General features: G+C 44.6%; 14 protein-coding genes and 1 riboswitch. Of the genes, 10 read left to right on the top strand and 4 right to left on the bottom strand.

Annotated elements, in window-relative coordinates:
* Nucleotides 1-53: 53 nt before the first annotated feature.
* Nucleotides 54-605 carry a YtfJ family protein gene (locus tag ITG09_14430; protein UPR51847.1) on the bottom strand — a complete coding sequence of 184 codons (552 nt, stop codon included), beginning with the start codon at nucleotides 603-605 and terminating at the stop codon, nucleotides 54-56.
* Between the two features lie 253 nt (nucleotides 606-858).
* Between ITG09_14430 and ITG09_14425 the strand changes: the two genes are divergently transcribed.
* Nucleotides 859-1,059 (top strand): DUF1107 family protein, encoded by a 201-nt coding sequence (locus ITG09_14425; protein ID UPR51846.1) that lies wholly within the window; start codon nucleotides 859-861, stop codon nucleotides 1,057-1,059.
* A gap of 109 nt (nucleotides 1,060-1,168) precedes the next feature.
* Here the strand turns inward: ITG09_14425 and msrA are convergent, their stop codons facing one another.
* Nucleotides 1,169-1,798 (bottom strand): peptide-methionine (S)-S-oxide reductase MsrA, encoded by a 630-nt coding sequence (gene msrA, locus ITG09_14420; protein ID UPR51845.1) that lies wholly within the window; start codon nucleotides 1,796-1,798, stop codon nucleotides 1,169-1,171.
* A gap of 195 nt (nucleotides 1,799-1,993) precedes the next feature.
* Between msrA and ITG09_14415 the strand changes: the two genes are divergently transcribed.
* From ITG09_14415 to ITG09_14405, 3 genes are all read left to right on the top strand, one after another.
* Nucleotides 1,994-3,706: an outer membrane protein assembly factor gene (locus ITG09_14415; protein ID UPR51844.1), complete on the top strand. Its 1,713-nt coding sequence runs from the start codon at nucleotides 1,994-1,996 to the stop codon at nucleotides 3,704-3,706.
* Nucleotides 3,703-7,461 carry a translocation/assembly module TamB gene (locus tag ITG09_14410; protein ID UPR51843.1) on the top strand — a complete coding sequence of 1,253 codons (3,759 nt, stop codon included), beginning with the start codon at nucleotides 3,703-3,705 and terminating at the stop codon, nucleotides 7,459-7,461. The genes ITG09_14415 and ITG09_14410 overlap by 4 nt, the downstream gene beginning before the upstream one ends.
* Before the next feature lie 73 nt (nucleotides 7,462-7,534).
* Entirely contained in the window at nucleotides 7,535-7,891 is a 357-nt protein-coding gene (locus tag ITG09_14405) for a gamma-glutamylcyclotransferase (GenBank protein ID UPR51842.1), read from the top strand.
* Nucleotides 7,892-7,977: 86 nt separating this feature from the next.
* Here ITG09_14405 and fbp read toward each other — a convergent pair whose 3' ends face one another.
* Nucleotides 7,978-8,988, bottom strand: a complete 1,011-nt coding sequence (fbp, locus tag ITG09_14400; protein UPR51841.1) for a class 1 fructose-bisphosphatase — start codon at nucleotides 8,986-8,988, stop codon at nucleotides 7,978-7,980.
* A 270-nt stretch (nucleotides 8,989-9,258) separates the two neighbouring features.
* Between fbp and mpl the strand changes: the two genes are divergently transcribed.
* From mpl to thiQ, 5 genes are all read left to right on the top strand, one after another.
* Nucleotides 9,259-10,617, top strand: a complete 1,359-nt coding sequence (gene mpl, locus ITG09_14395) for a UDP-N-acetylmuramate:L-alanyl-gamma-D-glutamyl-meso-diaminopimelate ligase (protein ID UPR51840.1) — start codon at nucleotides 9,259-9,261, stop codon at nucleotides 10,615-10,617.
* Between the two features lie 38 nt (nucleotides 10,618-10,655).
* On the top strand, nucleotides 10,656-11,279 hold the full coding sequence (locus tag ITG09_14390; GenBank protein ID UPR51839.1) for a UbiX family flavin prenyltransferase: 624 nt from the start codon (nucleotides 10,656-10,658) through the stop codon (nucleotides 11,277-11,279).
* A gap of 43 nt (nucleotides 11,280-11,322) precedes the next feature.
* Nucleotides 11,323-11,442, top strand: a riboswitch (TPP riboswitch).
* 53 nt (nucleotides 11,443-11,495) lie between these two features.
* Complete coding sequence (locus ITG09_14385; GenBank protein ID UPR51838.1) at nucleotides 11,496-12,488, top strand: thiamine ABC transporter substrate binding subunit; 993 nt, start codon at nucleotides 11,496-11,498, stop codon at nucleotides 12,486-12,488.
* Nucleotides 12,489-12,572: 84 nt separating this feature from the next.
* A complete protein-coding gene (thiP, locus tag ITG09_14380) occupies nucleotides 12,573-14,186 on the top strand; it encodes a thiamine/thiamine pyrophosphate ABC transporter permease ThiP (protein ID UPR51837.1) in 1,614 nt (537 codons plus the stop codon).
* Nucleotides 14,186-14,890: a thiamine ABC transporter ATP-binding protein gene (thiQ, locus tag ITG09_14375; GenBank protein UPR51836.1), complete on the top strand. Its 705-nt coding sequence runs from the start codon at nucleotides 14,186-14,188 to the stop codon at nucleotides 14,888-14,890. Before thiP ends, thiQ begins: the two co-directional genes overlap by 1 nt.
* A 91-nt stretch (nucleotides 14,891-14,981) precedes the next feature.
* Here the strand turns inward: thiQ and ITG09_14370 are convergent, their stop codons facing one another.
* Nucleotides 14,982-15,506: a ribosome-associated protein gene (locus tag ITG09_14370; GenBank protein ID UPR51835.1), complete on the bottom strand. Its 525-nt coding sequence runs from the start codon at nucleotides 15,504-15,506 to the stop codon at nucleotides 14,982-14,984.
* 118 nt (nucleotides 15,507-15,624) lie between these two features.
* Here ITG09_14370 and pmbA point away from each other — a divergent pair, with 118 nt between their 5' ends.
* Nucleotides 15,625-16,968 carry a metalloprotease PmbA gene (pmbA, locus tag ITG09_14365; protein UPR51834.1) on the top strand — a complete coding sequence of 448 codons (1,344 nt, stop codon included), beginning with the start codon at nucleotides 15,625-15,627 and terminating at the stop codon, nucleotides 16,966-16,968.
* Nucleotides 16,969-17,069: the final 101 nt, after the last annotated feature.

The raw sequence follows: 17,069 nt of genomic DNA, 5'->3' as shown, positions 1-17,069 counted from the left end.
TATAATATAACAATATCCTTTGGCCAGGTCTCGAAAAAGACGCGAATATCTGATTAAAGACTCGCTTTAATCAATTCAATGACTTGCGTGATTTCTGATTCGTTGAGAGCGCCTTCTTTAACAAACAATATTTTACCTTGCTTGTCTTGAACGATAATCGCTGAGCTTTCTTCTGCTAAAGCCCATGAAGACGCGACGGCTCCGTCTTCATCTAGCACCATAGAAGACCATGGAAATTCTTCTTTACTGCTTTCGGCAGACGATTTCACAAAAGAACCTGTACCCCAGATAGCATCATCTTGGTTGATGATGGTCGTGGTTTGGTAACTGTCTTCTGAGAACTTAGATGCGGTAATGGCTGCCATCAATGGTGCGTTGAGCTCTTTAGAGCTGCTACGGCCAGCGATAGCTTGAACGACACGAACTTTACCTAGGAGATTGTTGGTTGCCCAAGCTTGATATCCGGTATTTCCGTCGTTTAGTACGATTTCACCATAGTTGCTAACATCGACAGCAGGCAAGGTTGCACCTACAGATAGGTTGTGAGCATTGGCGAAGAGTGGAGAGGCTGCGGCTAAAAAAGCCAGTAGAGTTTTGTTTTTCATTATATTTTTGTTCCGCTTATTGGTTTGCACTGGAAGTATAATATGAAATTTGAAAAATGCCTCTTTAACTTTTTTATCGTACGATGTAGAAATAAGTTGCAGGCTTGTCACCAAGAGGTATAATGCATCATTATCGAGATGAACAATAGATTATCTTGCTGTTTGCTAAAGGAATTAGCGATTTAATGTGCTTTGAATAGTGATCCTATTCAGGTATGTGACTGTAGTACTCAAATGGAATTGAGGTTGTATTATGTTAAGAAAATTTTCTACTTACCGTCCACATCAGGTGGCGCGTTTCGTTAAAGTCCTGTTCAAAGGCCAGTTTGCTATTGAAGGTGTCGGCGAGTTTCGCTTCGACCAAGGCAAGGTGCTTCTTCCTGAAGTATCTGACAAACAAAAACTCACTATTTTTAAAGAAGTTAACGGCACGATTGCTGCGTTACCAGTCTAGCTAAACTTTATCGAGTTGCACTGTATTAAATAGATTTTTAATGAATAGGGCTTCCTAATGGAAGCCCTTTTTAATGTGTGTTGTTCTTTCTGGTATGTCGAGCTGTACTTTATTGCGGAGGGAAGCAGACACCCGTTCCACCCAACCCGCAATAACCATTCGGATTTTTAGCTAGGTATTGCTGGTGGTAGGTTTCTGCGAAAAAATATTTTCCTGCAGGCAGAACTTCTGTCGTAATTTCGTTGCCTAATGATTCAGTCATTGCTCGTTGATATTCACGTTTAGAGCGCTCAGCGATAGACTGTTGCTCTTCACTGAAGGTGTAAACGGCGGAACGGTATTGAGTCCCTAAATCGTTGCCTTGGCGCATCCCTTGAGTTGGGTCATGACGTTCCCAAAAGGTCTCAAGTATTCGATCTAGAGAGGTTTGTTCACTATCAAAAATGACACGAACGACTTCAGTATGGCCGGTTTGCCCAGTACATACTTGTTCATAAGTGGGATTGATTGTGTATCCACCAGCGTAACCAACGGATGTTGAAATAACGCCGTCCAATTGCCAAAACAAACGCTCAGCTCCCCAGAAGCATCCCATGCCAAACAGGACTTCTTGTTGAGAGCCAGTAGGAGCATCGAGTAGGTTGGTTTGATTGAGGAAATGGCGCTCAGTGATTCGAATTGGGTCAGCATTTCCCGGTAGTGCGGTTGCTGCAGAAACCAGTTGTTGTTTGTTTAGCATGTTATATTCCTTTTCGCATACGTTTACCGCGCTGGCTTATATTTACCGTGGGTTCATATTAACTGTTGGTCAATATTGAATAAGTCTTTAAATTAGACCGTGTTATTCCAGGATTTATTACAGACTCAATGCCTATTTAGCGGTATTATTTCTTTTCACTTATTAACGTATTGATAACTTCTTCACCAATTAAACATGATAAGAAAAACTTTACCAGTTCTGATTGGCACTCTATTGTCATCGACGCTCGCTTTTGCTGACGTTTCCCTTGAGATTAAAGGGCTAGATGGAGCGCTTGAAGATAATGTTGATGCTTATCTGAGTGCGATCCCTGAAGAAGAGTATTCGGTTTCACTAAGGTTCCAATCACGCTTGGAATCGATGATTAGAGAAGCCCTAAATGCGTTAGGCTACTACCATCCTAAGATCACTTTTTCTCACTCTGAAGATGACTCCGAATTGACTTTAACCGTTGACCGGGGAAAGCCGATTGTCATTTATACTTCAGATATCGTTCTGACTGGTGAAGCCAAGGATGATCCAGATTTTTTAGCCTTGATAGCCAAGAGCAAGTTGTCTAAAGGTTCGATTCTGAATCACGGTAATTATGACTCTTTGAAATCGTCGCTCCGTAACTTAGGATTAGCGAAAGGCTACTTCGATGGTGCGTATGATCTTAGCAAGCTAGAAGTCGCTCCTGAATTGAACCGCGCTTATGTCCGCCTTCATTATAACAGTGGTATCCGTTATCACTTTGGTACAACCACAGTGACGGGCAGTCAAATCGAAGATGGTAAAGTTCAATCTCTCAAGCCATTTGAAGATGGCGAGCCTTACTCAATTACCAAAGTCGGTGAATACAACCAAAACTTGTCTAATACAGATTGGTTCTCCTCGGTATTTGTTGAGCCAGATTTAAGCCAATTGGGCGAAGGTCGCGAAATCCCGATGAAGGTGAGCCTTGCACCGCAAGCGCGTAATCAAATCGAAACCGGTATTGGTGTATCAACTGATCTCGGTGTAAAAGGCACTCTCAAATGGAAGAAACCTTGGGTTAACGATCGAGGCCATAGTTTCAATAGTAGCTTGTCGATCTCTAAGCCTGAGCAGACGATTACCGCGACTTATAAAATCCCATTGGATGACGCACTTAATGACTATTATCAAGTTAAGTACGGTATGAAGAATTTGGATAATCGTGATACCAAGAGTTTGGAATCAAACCTTGCCTTAGAAAGATATTGGCGTCTAGATAACGGCTGGCAACGCACGGTATTCATTCGATACTTGGTCGAAAACTATGAACAAGGTTTGCAAGATGACTTAGCGCAATTTGTGTTGCCGGGCATCTCTTTTTCACGCACTCGAACGCGAGGCGGTTCGATGCCGATGTGGGGAGATAAACAGAGCGTTATGATTGAAGCGGGCGATGACACAATATTGTCTGAAACTAAGGTGGTTCGTTTCCAAGGACAAACAGCATGGATCAGAAGTATTGGCGATAATCATCGAGGTTTAACTCGGCTTCAATTCGGCGGCAACTTCGCTGACGAGTTTGATAAATTATCTCCTTCACTAAGGTTTTTCGCGGGTGGTGATAATAGCCTCCGTGGTTATGGCTATGAGTCTATATCTCCTAAAGATGAAAGTGGTGCATTAACGGGTGCAAAATTTATTGCAACCAGCTCGTTTGAATACCAATACCGCCTAGTTGGAAATTGGTGGGGCGCGGCCTTCTACGATATTGGTGATGCCTTCAATGATAAACCAGAATGGAAGCGCGGCACTGGTGTTGGCGTCCGTTGGGCATCACCCGTTGGACCGGTAAGCTTAGATTTTGCGTGGGGGCTTGATGCTGACCCAGGTGATGAGTTCCAACTGCACTTTAGTTTAGGGCCAGAATTATGATCAAAGTTATGGGCAAGTGCATTAAATGGACGTCGATTTCATTGACGTCTATTTTGCTGTTGTTGATAGCCCTGCTCGGTTTTGTTTTGTTCACCAACCCAGGGTTGAACACAGTGCTATGGGGCGCTGAAAAAGCATTGCCACAACTTAAAGTGGAAAGCACTAAAGGTGCTCTTTTCCCAAGTTTCACGCTTAATAACGTTCAGTTTAAAGATGACAGCCTTCATATCGATACCAAAGTAGAAAAATTGGCATTGGCTATCAACCCTCGATGTTTACTCGACCCTAAGTTGTGTGTCGACCGCTTAGCGATTCAAGGTTTGGATTTCGCATTTACTGAATTGCCTCCAGCCTCTGAAGAAGAAACTGAACCGACTCCGCCAGTGACATCGGTGAAAACGCCGCTACCAATCGTGATCAACCGTATTGCTTTGTCTGATATCAAACTGAATATTCTGGGGCATGAGATTGAATGGGGTTTGTTCTCAACCGCTTTGAGCATGCAGGGGGAAAAACTGACGGTATCGCCAACCTTATTCAATGATCTTAAGGTTAAGCTTGCTGAGTCGGCAGAAGAACCGCAAACCGAAAAAGTAGAGCCAGAATCAACCGCCAAAACAGCGATCGAATTACCAGAAGTTTGGATTCCTTTACAAGTTGTGTTGGAGCGTTTTGATCTCAACCGTTTCACCTTAGAACAAGATACACCGATTGTGGTGAACCACCTTGGAATCGAAGCACTAGCGGGTAAAAATATTGTCGAAGTTTCCACTCTCGAACTCGATATGCCACAAGCAAGCGCTAACCTTACTGCTAAAGTTGAGCTTACAGATGGCTACCCATTAGATCTTTCTTTAGATGCTTTGGTGAAAGAAACCGATCTCTCTGGTCAGAAGTTATCGCTGAAAGCAAAAGGCAGCGTGGCCAAACTAAGCTTTGAGTCTCAGTTCTCTGAATTGATTGAGGCAAAACTGTCTGGGGATATTCAACCCTTAGAGTCAACTTTACCATTTGACCTTCTTTTAGAAGATGGCCAAGCACAGTGGCCTCTGACAGGTAAAAGTGACTACCAAACTGCAATTGAGAAATTCAAAGCCAATGGCTCATTAGATGGTTTTAATGTGCAACTCAAAGGCGAAGCGGATGGTAAGGAAATTCCGGCTTTAACAGTAGATCTGCAAGGTAAAGGCAGCACAGAACAGATTGAACTTGAACGCTTGAAACTGAATACCTTGGGTGGTGAACTCAATGGTGTGGTTAATGCGAACTGGAAGAGTCTTGTTAATTGGCAAGCCGATGTGACGCTCAAAGACATTCAGCCGGGCCTGCAGTGGCCAGAAGCCGAAGGTAACATTAGCGGAAGCATCGTTACTTCGGGTGAATTGACGGAAGCGGGTGGTTGGGCAATTGAGCTGCCTAAGTTGGATATTGAAGGGATCTTGAGAGAATACCCTCTGGATATCGAAGGTCAGTTGTCAGCGTCGGATCGCAGCGCGAGCGGTGAACCTAAACTGAAAACCAGTGGTTTGAGCTTGGCTCACGGTGTTAACTCGATTAAGGCGCTGGGTGAGCTTGATAAGCAATGGGATATGGGCGTTGAGATCTTTTTCCCTGAGCTCGCAAAAAGTATTCCTGAGTTGAAAGGCAGAGTGATCGGTAGCATCCAACTGAGCGGTCCAACCAAAGAGCCTGAAGTCGATCTTGCTTTAAATGTAGATAAGGTCGATTGGAATAACGAGGCTACACTTGAGTCGTTATCGCTTAATGGCTCTGTGGTTCCGCTGCCATTACCGGAGGCTCAAGCCGACCTTGTATTAAAAGCGAAGAACTTAACCTACCAAGATCAAAGCGTGGAAAGCATTGATCTCACGGTGAGTGGTGGCGAGAAGAAACACACAGTGACACTTGATGTGATATCTGACATCGTGTCGACCAGTTTGGCCATCTCTGGGGAGTTGATTCAAAAGCCTTCTATTATTTGGGATGGGTCGTTAGATAGAGTCAAAATAACCACTCAACAAGGTCCTTGGGTCTTAGATCAACCTGTCTCGATAAAGGCGGATGTAGATAAGCAGTTTGCCGATATTCAAGCACATTGTTGGAAACAATCTGGTTCGAGTGTGTGTTTGGATGAAGACGTTCGTGTTGGAAAGTCGGGCGAGGCTAAGTTGGCCATCAACCAATTCGACTTCGATCAGATTAAGGCCTTTGTGCCTAAAGAGACGCAACTGCAGGGCTTAGTGAATGCGACCGCTCATGCTAAGTGGTCTGAACAAGGTGATCCTGAGGTTGTGGTAAGCGTTGATATGCCGAAAGGTCAGGTTGTTCAACAAGTTGGTGAGCCAATCACGCTGGGCTGGGAAAGCTTTGCATTGAATGCACAATTAAAAGACAACCAACTGGACGCCGACTTTAAATTCGATGTTTCCGACAATGGTGACCTGTCTGGCACGGTGTCGCTACCGGATATTCTTGCAGAAGATAAAATGGTCGATGCAGCCATTAAACTGACAACCTTCCATCTAGACTTCTTGCAGCCAATTCTTGGCGAATATAGTTTGTTGAAGGCCGATCTTCAGAGTGATTTAAAAGTAAAAGGCTCCTTGATGCATCCTCAAGTCTTTGGTCAGTTCTCTGTTGATGGCATTCAAGTGAAAGGGGATGTTACACCTGTTGATGTTAAAGATGGCCATATTGCTCTCGATTTTGATGGTTACAGCGCAAAGCTTGATGCTAATGTGGAAACGCCTGATGGTCACCTGGATATTGAGGGTTCAGGTGATTGGCAGGATCTTCAAGCATGGCACTCGAATGTGAGAGTGTTTGCTGATGAGTTGATGGTTGATATTCCACCGATGGTCAAGGTTAAAGTAGTTCCTGATATGACCATTGATGTTACGCCGGAGCTTGCAAAAATTACGGGTGACATTGCATTGCCATGGGGGCGAATTGTCGTAGAAGATTTACCTCCGTCAGCAGTTGGTGTGTCTTCTGATCAAGTTATTTTGAATAAAGACCTTCAACCAGAAAGTGAAGATACGATTCCATTTAATGTGATGACCAATATTAATATCTCCATTGGTGATGACTTTAAACTGTCTGCCTTCGGACTTGAAGGTGATTTGGTCGGTAAGCTCAACGTGGCTCAAAAAGACCAGGGGCCATTTATTACAGGTGAAGTGAACATCGTCGATGGTACTTACCAATCATTCGGGCAAGACCTTTTGATCGAAGAAGGTAAGATTCTAATGAATGGTCCACCGGATCAGCCATATGTAGCCATCAATGCGATTCGTAACCCTGATAATACTCAGGATGATGTGACTGCAGGTATTCGAGTGACTGGCCCGGCGACAGAGCCGACCATCGAGATTTATTCTGACCCTGCGATGCCGCAAGCAAACGCGCTGTCTTATATTTTGCGTGGTCAAGATATTGATGGCGAATCGAGCGGCTCGATGACGACAACCTTAATTGGTTTGAGTTTGGCTCAGAGTGGTAAAGTTGTTGGCGAAATCGGTGAAGCATTTGGTGTACAGGATTTGCAATTGGATACCGCAGGCTCTGGAGATGACTCTCAAGTGACAGTAAGTGGCTACATCCTGCCTGGCTTACAGGTGAAGTATGGCGTGGGTATCTTCAACTCGTTAGGTGAGTTTACTGTCCGCTATCGATTGATGCAGGACCTTTACGTTGAAGCCGTGTCTGGTTTAGACAGCGCTGTGGATCTTCTCTATCAATTTGAATTTGAGTAAAGCCGTTTGAAATCGAGTTGTTCTGATTTCATCCATTGGTTGGAATACAAATAGAAAGGCCCGTGGAGGGTTTATGCAGCATCTTGTTTTTGTTTATGGAACGTTGAGGCAAGGTCAGTCCAATCACCACTATTTGAAGGGCTGCGATTTACTGGGGCGGTTTGATACACCTGAGGAGTACGCCCTTTTTGATTTAGGTTCCTATCCGGCGATGATTTTTGGAAATAAAAGTGTCGCTGGCGAGGTCTATATCATTAACGACGAAATTTTAGAGTCGCTCGACCGGCTAGAAGATGCTCCTGTGGAGTATCGTCGCGAGCAAATAGAGACTATATTTGGATTAGCATGGGTATATTTGTATCAGCTTGATCTAACAGCTAATAAAGAAATACTTTCGGGTAACTGGTGTAAGCGGGACAACCCTCAATAGCTATGTGTTTTGAGTGATCAAACAAAAAGCCAGCATGTGAATGCTGGCTTTTTTAATGACGCTATTTTGATAATTAATCGAGAAAACTAGTCTCGGTTAAGCTCAAGAAACTCTTCTACTTTACGTACCATACTTGTTGAACCAACGAAGAAAGGCACACGTTGGTGTAACTCAGTTGGTTTGATATCCATGATGCGTTGAACACCATCTGATGCGATACCGCCCGCTTGCTCCATAAGGAAAGCAATTGGGTTGCACTCGTACAACAGACGCAGTTTTCCTTGAGGGTGACTTTGTGTACTTGGATACAAGTAGATGCCACCTTTCAGTAGGTTACGGTGGAAATCAGATACTAGAGAACCAATGTAGCGAGAGGTGTAAGGACGGTTGTCACTCGGCTCATCTTCTTGGCAGTACTTAATGTACTTTTTAACACCTGTAGGGAAACGGAAGTAGTTACCTTCGTTGATTGAGTAAATCTTACCTTCATCAGGGACCATCATGTTTTCATGAGACAAACAGAAAGTACCCAATGATGGGTCGTAGGTGAAGCCATTTACGCCAGCGCCTGTCGTGTAAACAAGCATGGTTGAAGAACCGTAAATCACGTAACCCGCGGCTACTTGCTTGTGTCCAGGTTGTAGGAAATCTTCTTCTGTTGGTGGAGTGCCAATCGGTGATACTCGACGGTAGATAGAGAAAATCGTACCAACAGATACATTCACATCGATGTTTGAAGATCCATCAAGTGGATCCATCAAAACAACGTATTTTGCATTTTTGTTTAGCTCTTTATTGAAGGCAACTGCTTCGTCTTCTTCTTCACTTGCTACACCACAAACCTGGTCACGAGCTTCTAGAGCTGCTTTAAATTTGTCGTTCGCGTAAAGGTCTAGCTTTTGTTGCTCTTCACCTTGAACGTTGTCTGTACCAACAGCGCCAGTAATGTCGACAAGACCTGCTTTGTTGATTTCACGGTTAACAATTTTTGCAGCAAGACGAATTGATGACAAAAGGGATGATAGATCACCACTTGCATGGGGAAAGTCATTTTGTTTTGCAACAATGAACTCACCAAGGGTGCGCATCTCAGACATGTTATTTCCTTAAACTTCTCTCAATATTAGGGGGGATTTGAGCACTGTAGATTCGGCCTCTTGAGTGGGCTTTATTCATCTAGACGCTTACCTAAATTCTAAAGGTTAGATCTTTTTAATGGTAATGAACTAAGCGACACAGATCTCACTTACTATGTCGACTCAATTTGTTTTACATTGCTGCTCGCTTTTAATCGCCATTTAATGATAATGAGTGCAAGCCGTTTTAATTCGGCATCGTTTATTTAGCCAAGCGTTTGGAAGCAATTTATGCATATTCATATCTTAGGAATTTGTGGCACCTTCATGGGTGGTGCTGCGGTATTGGCTCGTCAATTAGGTCACAAGGTTACGGGTAGTGACGCGAATGTTTACCCTCCAATGAGCACGCTGTTGGAATCTCAAGGGATTGAAATTATTGAAGGGTTCGACCCGAGCCAATTAGAACCAAGGCCGGACCTAGTGGTTATCGGCAATGCGATGAGCCGTGGTAATCCGTGCGTTGAGTATGTATTGGATAATAACCTTAGATACACATCTGGCCCGCAATGGTTGCAAGAATTCCTACTGCATGACCGTTGGGTTCTGGCGGTGTCGGGTACGCATGGCAAAACTACGACATCAAGTATGTTGGCTTGGATCTTAGAAGATTGTGGTTATGCGCCAGGCTTCTTAGTGGGTGGCGTATTGGGTAACTTTGGTATATCGGCTCGCCTTGGTGAAAGTATGTTCTTCGTGGTGGAAGCCGACGAATACGACAGTGCTTTTTTCGATAAGCGATCTAAGTTTGTTCATTACCACCCAAGAACCTTGGTGGTGAATAATCTAGAGTTCGATCATGCTGACATTTTCGATGATCTTGAAGCGATTAAGCGTCAGTTTCATCATTTGATACGTACAGTACCAAGCAACGGTCGTATTTTCTCTCCTAAACAAGATGCGGCTATTCAAGATGTTCTATCTCGTGGTTGCTGGAGTGAAACTGAGTCGAGTGGTGAACTTGGTGATTGGGATGCCAAGAAATTAGTTAAAGACGGCTCTAAATTTGAGGTGTACTTCCAAGGCGAATTTGTTGGAACGGTAGACTGGGATTTGGTAGGCGACCACAACGTAAATAATGCTTTGATGGCGATAGCTGCAGCACGACACGTGGGCGTGACACCAGATCTAGCTTGTGAATCGTTAGCTACCTTTATTAATACTAAGCGTCGTTTGGAGTTTAAAGGCGAGGTGGCTGGTGTGTCTGTTTATGACGATTTTGCTCATCATCCAACGGCGATTGAACTTACTCTGGGCGGATTACGTAATAAGGTCGACAAGAAAAAAATTATTGCCGTTTTAGAGCCTCGTTCTGCCACTATGAAGCGTGGTGTGCACAAAGAAACCTTAGCTGATTCGCTTAAACAAGCGGATTCCACTTACTTATTCCAACCAGATAACATTGATTGGTCTGTACAAGATGTTGCGGATGCTTGTCATCAACCCGCGCACGTAAGTGATGATATGGATGCATTCGTTGCTAAAATTGTCTCAGAGGCACAAGCGGGTGACCAAATCTTGGTAATGAGTAATGGTGGCTTTGGCGGTATTCACCAGAAATTGTTGGATGCGTTAGCCCTTAAAGGTTAACCCAATCCAAGACCTTATAATTTGAAGTAACTGAGATCATGACAAAACACGATAAAGCGATAACTCTTGCTTTCACAGGCGCATCTGGTGCGCCTTATGGCCTGCGTTTACTTGAATGCCTTTTGGCGGCCGATTATCAGGTCTACTTGCTGATTTCATCGGCAGCGCGAGTGGTATTGGCGACCGAGCATGAACTTAAGTTACCTGCTGGGCCGGATGCGGCGAAACAAGCCTTGGTTAAGCATTTAGATTGCGACCCTGAAAAGCTGGTGGTGTGTGGCAAAGATGATTGGTTCTCACCGGTTGCCTCTGGTTCAGCAGCACCGAAGCAGATGGTGGTGTGCCCATGTTCTGCAGGAAGCTTGGCGTCAATTGCTCATGGCCTATCAGATAACCTGATCGAGCGAGCAGCAGACGTGGTTATGAAAGAGCGAGGCCAGCTGTTGTTGGTGGTTCGTGAGACGCCATTTTCTACGTTGCACTTAGAGAACATGCACAAACTCTCGACCATGGGCGTGACGATCATGCCTGCAGCTCCGGGTTTTTATCACCAACCTAAGTCGATCGAAGATCTGGTCGATTTTATGGTGGCGCGCATTCTGGATCATCTTAGTATCGAACAGGGTTTAGTGCCACGTTGGGGTTACGATCAACGTAATTGATCCAAACTTGATAGCTTATTGTTAAAATTCGAATTACAATTCTGAACACTCATCGGGGAGCGAACCATTCAAATAATGAATGCGAGCTGAGATCAAGCAAGTGCTTGGGACCCGTAAACCTGAACCAGATAATGCTGGCGTAGGAATTGAGTTAGGAACAACTTCTACCGTTCTCCTCCCTCAAACCTGTGCCGCTCAGACCATGGAGAGCGTCCAGTGAAATTCACATTAACTACCCTCGCTGTAACAACAGCTATCTCATTTTCTGCCTTTGCTGCAGACAACACTTTGACCGTATACACTTATGACTCTTTTGCTGCGGATTGGGGCCCTCGTCCTGCCGTCGAAAAAGCATTTGAAGAAAAGTGTGGCTGTGATGTGAATTTTGTCGCGCTAGAAGATGGCGTGTCTATCCTGAACCGTTTACGTCTTGAAGGCGGCAACAGCAAAGCTGATATCTTGCTAGGTCTCGACAATAATCTGATGGCTGAAGCGAAAGCGACGGGCTTATTGGCTGAGCATAATGTTGATACTTCATCAGTAACGCTTCCTAATGGTTGGAACGACAGCACTTTTGTACCCTATGACTTTGGCTACTTTGCTTTTGTTTACAACAAAGAGAAACTGGTAAACCCGCCGAAGAGCTTGAAAGAACTGGTTGAGCAGCGTGATGATTTAAAGGTTATTTACCAAGACCCTCGTACATCAACACCAGGCCAAGGCATGATGCTTTGGATGAAGTCGGTATACGGTGATGAAGCGACAACAGCATGGAAGAAGCTTGCTCAGAAAACAGTGACGGTAACCAAAGGCTGGTCTGAAGCTTACTCTATGTTCTTAGAAGGCGAGTCGGATTTAGTGTTGTCTTACACAACGTCTCCGGCTTACCACATTATTGCTGAGAACGATTCTAAGTACGCAGCAGCAAGCTTCGAAGAAGGACATTACACTCAGGTGGAAGTAGCCGCTAAGGTTAAAGGCAGCAAGAACGAAAAGCTGGCTGATGAATTTATGGCATTTATCTTAAGTGATGAGTTCCAATCGGCGATGCCAACGGGTAACTGGATGTACCCAGTAACGGCTGTCGAGTTACCAAAAGGCTTTGAGCAGTTAACAGTACCGCAGAAAGCGTTGAGCTTTAGCTCTGAAGAGATCGCTGAGAAGCGTAAGCCTTGGATTCGTGAATGGCAGAGTGCACTTACTTTTTAACGTATTTTCAAAAAATTAGCTTTCTGTATTTAAAGGTTCATCCATGATGTTTGGAGTGAACCATTTACGGTAAAAAATCAATTTATGATAAAGAAAACACCTAAGGTTGGGATTTGGGTTGCGATACTCATTACCGCCTTCGTGGTTTCAGCAGTTGGGGCATTGCTTAGCAATGCCCCTTCTCTTGATATCAGCCAAGTATGGTCAGATCCCTACTATTGGCATGTAACGAAATTCAGCTTTTATCAAGCGACATTCTCAACGGTGCTGAGTGTTGGCTTTGCTATACCTATTGCTCATGCGCTGTGTCGTAGGCAATTTTTTGGACGCGCTTTGTTGTTAAGGCTGTTCGCGTCGACCTTAGTCCTGCCCGTGTTAGTCGGTGTATTTGGCTTGCTGGCTATCTATGGCAATAGTGGTTGGTTAGCTAAGTTTTTGGCGAACTTCGATATTGAACTGCCATTCTCAATCTATGGATTGAATGGCATTTTGCTGGCGCACGTTTTCTTTAACTTGCCTTATGCCAGTCGCTTACTTTTACAAGCCTTAGATACGGTGCCTGCCGAGCAACACAAGCTATGTGCTCATTTAGGTATGAGTCATTGGAATAAATTTAAATGGGTTGAATGGCCTCGTTTACGGCAACAACTGCCACATGTTTGTGGTTTGGTCTTCATGTTGTGCTTCACCAGCTTTGCAACCGTGATGGCGCTAGGTGGTGGCCCGAAATCAACTACCATTGAGCTAGCCATCTATCAAGCAATCAAATTCGACTTTGACCTGCAAGCTGGCGCGTTACTCGCGATATGGCAAATGCTGTTATGTGGCGTATTAGCTGTGAGTATTCAGCGTTTGTCTAAGCCTATATCTGTGACGGCTAGTCAGCTGTCGGAAGAGAAGTATTTGGTTAAGGACAGCTGGTGGTCAAAAGCTTGGGATAGCTTTTGGATCATCATAGTCTCAATGCTGGTATTACCGCCATTAGCCATGGTTATTTTAAGTGGTATTAACTCTCAGGCGTTCACTGTACTGAGCAGTGAGCCATTTTGGGCAGCGTTAATGACCTCGGTTCGTGTTGCTTCCCTCGCAAGTATTATCGCCGTTGGTATTGGTATCGCGATCCTGCTAACCAGTCGCGCATGGCGTTTGCAGAACAAGAACTTTAGATCAGATAAGATAGAGCTGATTGGCACTATCATCTTGGTGACGCCGGGCTTGGTGATAAGTACTGGCCTGTTCTTATTACTGCGCTCGTTTACCGATGTGTTCAGCTTGGCTTTCTTTATTGTGATTGCCGTAAACAGCTTGATGGCGCTGCCTTACGTGATTAAAACCTTGGCTCAACCTATGTTGCATCTTTCTCTGCAGTATCAGTATGTGTGTGCAAGCTTAGGAATGACAGGATTCACTCGCTTTAGGCTGGTAGAGTGGCGTGCGCTACGTAAACCAATGGCGCAGGCTTTCTCAATAAGCTTTATGCTTGCGATGGGAGATTTAAGTGCGATTGCCTTATTTGGTAGCCAAGACTTTAGAACATTACCTTTGTATCTATTCCAATTGCTAGGCAGCTATCAGATGGAAGCCGCAGCCGTTGTTTCGGTCAGTCTGCTGTTGTTGAGTGTGGGCAGCTTTAGTCTGATTGAATTTTTATTTACTCGAACCTCAAATCTCCATGCTAAAGACTTAAGGAACCGATGATGTTAGTGATGAAAGATGTGGATTACCACTATCACCAAGAGTTGTTTCGTTTTGATTTCCAAGCAGAGCAGGGCGATATTGTTGCTCTGATGGGACCAAGTGGTGCGGGTAAATCAACGCTGCTTGCATTGGTTGCTGGGTTTATTGAGCCGACATCGGGTGAGATCTCGATGGCAGGGCAATCTCTGATTGGCAAAGAAGCACATCAACGTCCGCTGGCGATGTTGTTCCAAGAACACAATCTATTTGCTCACCTCACGGTGCGTGAAAATATTGGTTTAGGGCTGCATCCAGGTTTAAAGCTTACCGCAACCCAAAAGCTCGAAGTTGAGCAAGCAGCTGCACAAGTTGGGGTCGCGGAGTATTTGGATAGATTGCCTGAGCATTTATCGGGGGGGCAACGTCAGCGTGTTGCGCTAGCTCGATGTTTTGTACAGCCGCATGATATTTGGCTGCTTGATGAGCCCTTTTCAGCGCTTGATCCTTTGCTTCGTGAAGAGATGCTGAGCTTAGTTAAGCGATTAGCAGCAGAGCGAAACATTACTGTTTTGATGGTGACGCATCACTTAGGCGATGCGCGCAGTATCGCGAACAAGTTTGTGTTTGTGGCATTGGGTAAGGTTTTAGTCGAAGACTCGATTGATGCGCTAACTGTCGAGCATCCACAAGGCGAATTGAGTTCATTTGTTCGAGCCGGAGAATAACGACTGAGCTCGATATTGAGAGCGTCGAATACAAAAAGACCTAGCATGTGCTAGGTCTTTTATTATCTTTCTGAGTAAAGGGAGGCAAAAATTAGTCGCCTAGCTTTAGCTCTTTTAAGATTTGGAAGATTTCACGAGAAGACTTAGCAGGTTTATTTGCCGCTTTCTCTTTGTTAGCTTGACGAGCGAGCTGACGAAGACGTTGACGGTCTGCTTCAGGGTACATATCCATCACGTCTGAAATGGCAGCATCGCCTTCAGCTACAACACGGTCACGCAGTTGCTCAAGCTTATGTAGTTCAGCTGTTGCTTGTGAGTGTTTGTTACGTACTTTATCCAAAGCCGCTTGAATTGGCTCAGGATCGACATTGCGCATTACCTTACCAATGTATTGAAGTTGACGACGCTTCGCTTCATTTTTAAAGCGTTGTGCATCTTTAATCGCTTGTGCCAAATCTTCAGACAGCGGAAATTTGTCTAATACAGAAGGCTTTAGACCAACAAGCTCTTCTCCCAGCTTTTGCAGGGCATCCATGTCCGTTTTCATTTCTGTCTTACTTACCCAGATGATTTCTTCTTCTGGTTCCCATGGGGCTTTTTGGTTTTTGCGAGCCATCTTTTCTGCCTATGTCACTATCTCAAACGAATATATTGCCTATTTTAGCAAGAATCTTGGGGAGAAAGCGAAATTCTTGTTATCCTACGTAATATTGACCTAAAAAATTAGAATAGATATGGATGTAAAACAGCAAGTCGCCCAACAAAGAGTTGAGCTAGAAGCCGCAGTAGCTAAAGCGTTGGATATGGCATCAGTGAGTGCAGACGCAGCTGAGGTCGCTATTACTAAGTCAACGGGTTTAAGTGTTTCAACACGTATGTGTGAAGTGGAAAACGTTGAATTTAATAGTGATGGTGCTCTAGGCATTACTGTTTACCGCAGCCAGAAGAAAGGCAGCGCATCTACATCTGATCTGAGCGAGAAGGCGATTGCTCAAACCGTCGCAGCCGCGCTTGATATTGCTCAATACACTTCGGAAGACCCGTTTGCAGGTCCAGCACCTAAAGAATATATGGTGAAAGAAATTCCTGATTTGGATCTTTTTCACCCTGATGAGCCGAATCCAGACTATGCCGCTGAGATTGCGATTGCTGCTGAGAAGCAAGCGTTAGCTTATAGCGACAAGATCAAGCAGAGTGATGGCGCAAGCTACGACAGCCATTATGGCGTTAAGGTTTATGGTAATAGCCATGGCTTACTAGCAAGCTACGCTTCAAGCCGCCATAGCACGAGCTGCTGTGTGATTGGACAAGGCGCCAACGGTGAAATGGAACGAGATTACAGCTACACCGTTGCACGTCATCGTGACGAGCTCTGGACGCCTGAACGTGTTGGTCAAGAAGCTGCAGAAAAGACTGTAAGCCGTTTGGATGCGAAGAAGCTTCCAACTGGTCAATACCCAATCATGTTCGCTAACGACGTCGCTACAGGCCTAATTGGCCACCTTGTGATGGCAATTAGCGGTGGTAACCTTTACCGTAAATCTTCGTTCTTATTGGATCACCTAGGTCAGAAAATCCTGCCAGATTGGTTCAATATCTCTGAGCGTCCACATATCCTACGTGGTTTGGCTTCAAGCCCGTTTGATAGCGAAGGTGTTTACACTCAAGATCGTGAAATTATCACGGATGGCGTGTTAGCAACTTACCTTCTTACTAGTTATGCAGCACGTAAGATGGAAATGAAACCAACGGGCCATGCCGGTGGTATCCATAACTGGTTCGTTAAATCTACCGGTCAAAATTTTGAGCAAATGCTAAAAGAGTTGGGTACAGGTTTCCTAGTGACTGAAGTGATGGGCCAAGGCGTTAATACCGTAACGGGTGATTACTCTCGTGGCGCTGCGGGTTTCTGGGTTGAGAACGGAGAGATCCAATATCCAGTATCGGAAGTGACGATCGCTGGCAATCTAAAAGACATGTTCACTCAGATTGTAGCGGTAGGTAATGACGTTGAAACACGTTCGCAAATTCAAACCGGTTCTATCTTGCTTGAGTCGATGAAAGTCGCAGGTGAGTGATTTGCTTAATTTGCTTAGGTTTAAACATGAGATTTAAACCTAAAGCTTAAATCTCATGTATTAAAAAAGGGAGCCAATGGCTCCCTCTTTGTATTTACCGA

The organism is Vibrio cyclitrophicus (assembly GCA_023206055.1).
Classification (GTDB): Bacteria; Pseudomonadota; Gammaproteobacteria; order Enterobacterales; family Vibrionaceae; genus Vibrio; species Vibrio cyclitrophicus_A.
Note: the sequence above shows the minus strand (reverse complement) of the source record. Positions and strands in the feature narration are given on the sequence as shown.

Bases quoted from the DNA above. Each gene is read 5' to 3' on its own strand.
- ITG09_14430 (UPR51847.1), bottom strand. From the start codon at position 605: ATGAAAAACAAAACTCTACTGGCTTTTTTAGCCGCAGCCTCTCCACTC.
- ITG09_14425 (UPR51846.1), top strand. From the start codon at position 859: ATGTTAAGAAAATTTTCTACTTACCGTCCACATCAGGTGGCGCGTTTC.
- msrA (UPR51845.1), bottom strand. From the start codon at position 1,798: ATGCTAAACAAACAACAACTGGTTTCTGCAGCAACCGCACTACCGGGA.
- ITG09_14415 (UPR51844.1), top strand. From the start codon at position 1,994: ATGATAAGAAAAACTTTACCAGTTCTGATTGGCACTCTATTGTCATCG.
- ITG09_14410 (UPR51843.1), top strand. From the start codon at position 3,703: ATGATCAAAGTTATGGGCAAGTGCATTAAATGGACGTCGATTTCATTG.
- ITG09_14405 (UPR51842.1), top strand. From the start codon at position 7,535: ATGCAGCATCTTGTTTTTGTTTATGGAACGTTGAGGCAAGGTCAGTCC.
- fbp (UPR51841.1), bottom strand. From the start codon at position 8,988: ATGTCTGAGATGCGCACCCTTGGTGAGTTCATTGTTGCAAAACAAAAT.
- mpl (UPR51840.1), top strand. From the start codon at position 9,259: ATGCATATTCATATCTTAGGAATTTGTGGCACCTTCATGGGTGGTGCT.
- ITG09_14390 (UPR51839.1), top strand. From the start codon at position 10,656: ATGACAAAACACGATAAAGCGATAACTCTTGCTTTCACAGGCGCATCT.
- thiP (UPR51837.1), top strand. From the start codon at position 12,573: ATGATAAAGAAAACACCTAAGGTTGGGATTTGGGTTGCGATACTCATT.
- thiQ (UPR51836.1), top strand. From the start codon at position 14,186: ATGTTAGTGATGAAAGATGTGGATTACCACTATCACCAAGAGTTGTTT.
- ITG09_14370 (UPR51835.1), bottom strand. From the start codon at position 15,506: ATGGCTCGCAAAAACCAAAAAGCCCCATGGGAACCAGAAGAAGAAATC.
- pmbA (UPR51834.1), top strand. From the start codon at position 15,625: ATGGATGTAAAACAGCAAGTCGCCCAACAAAGAGTTGAGCTAGAAGCC.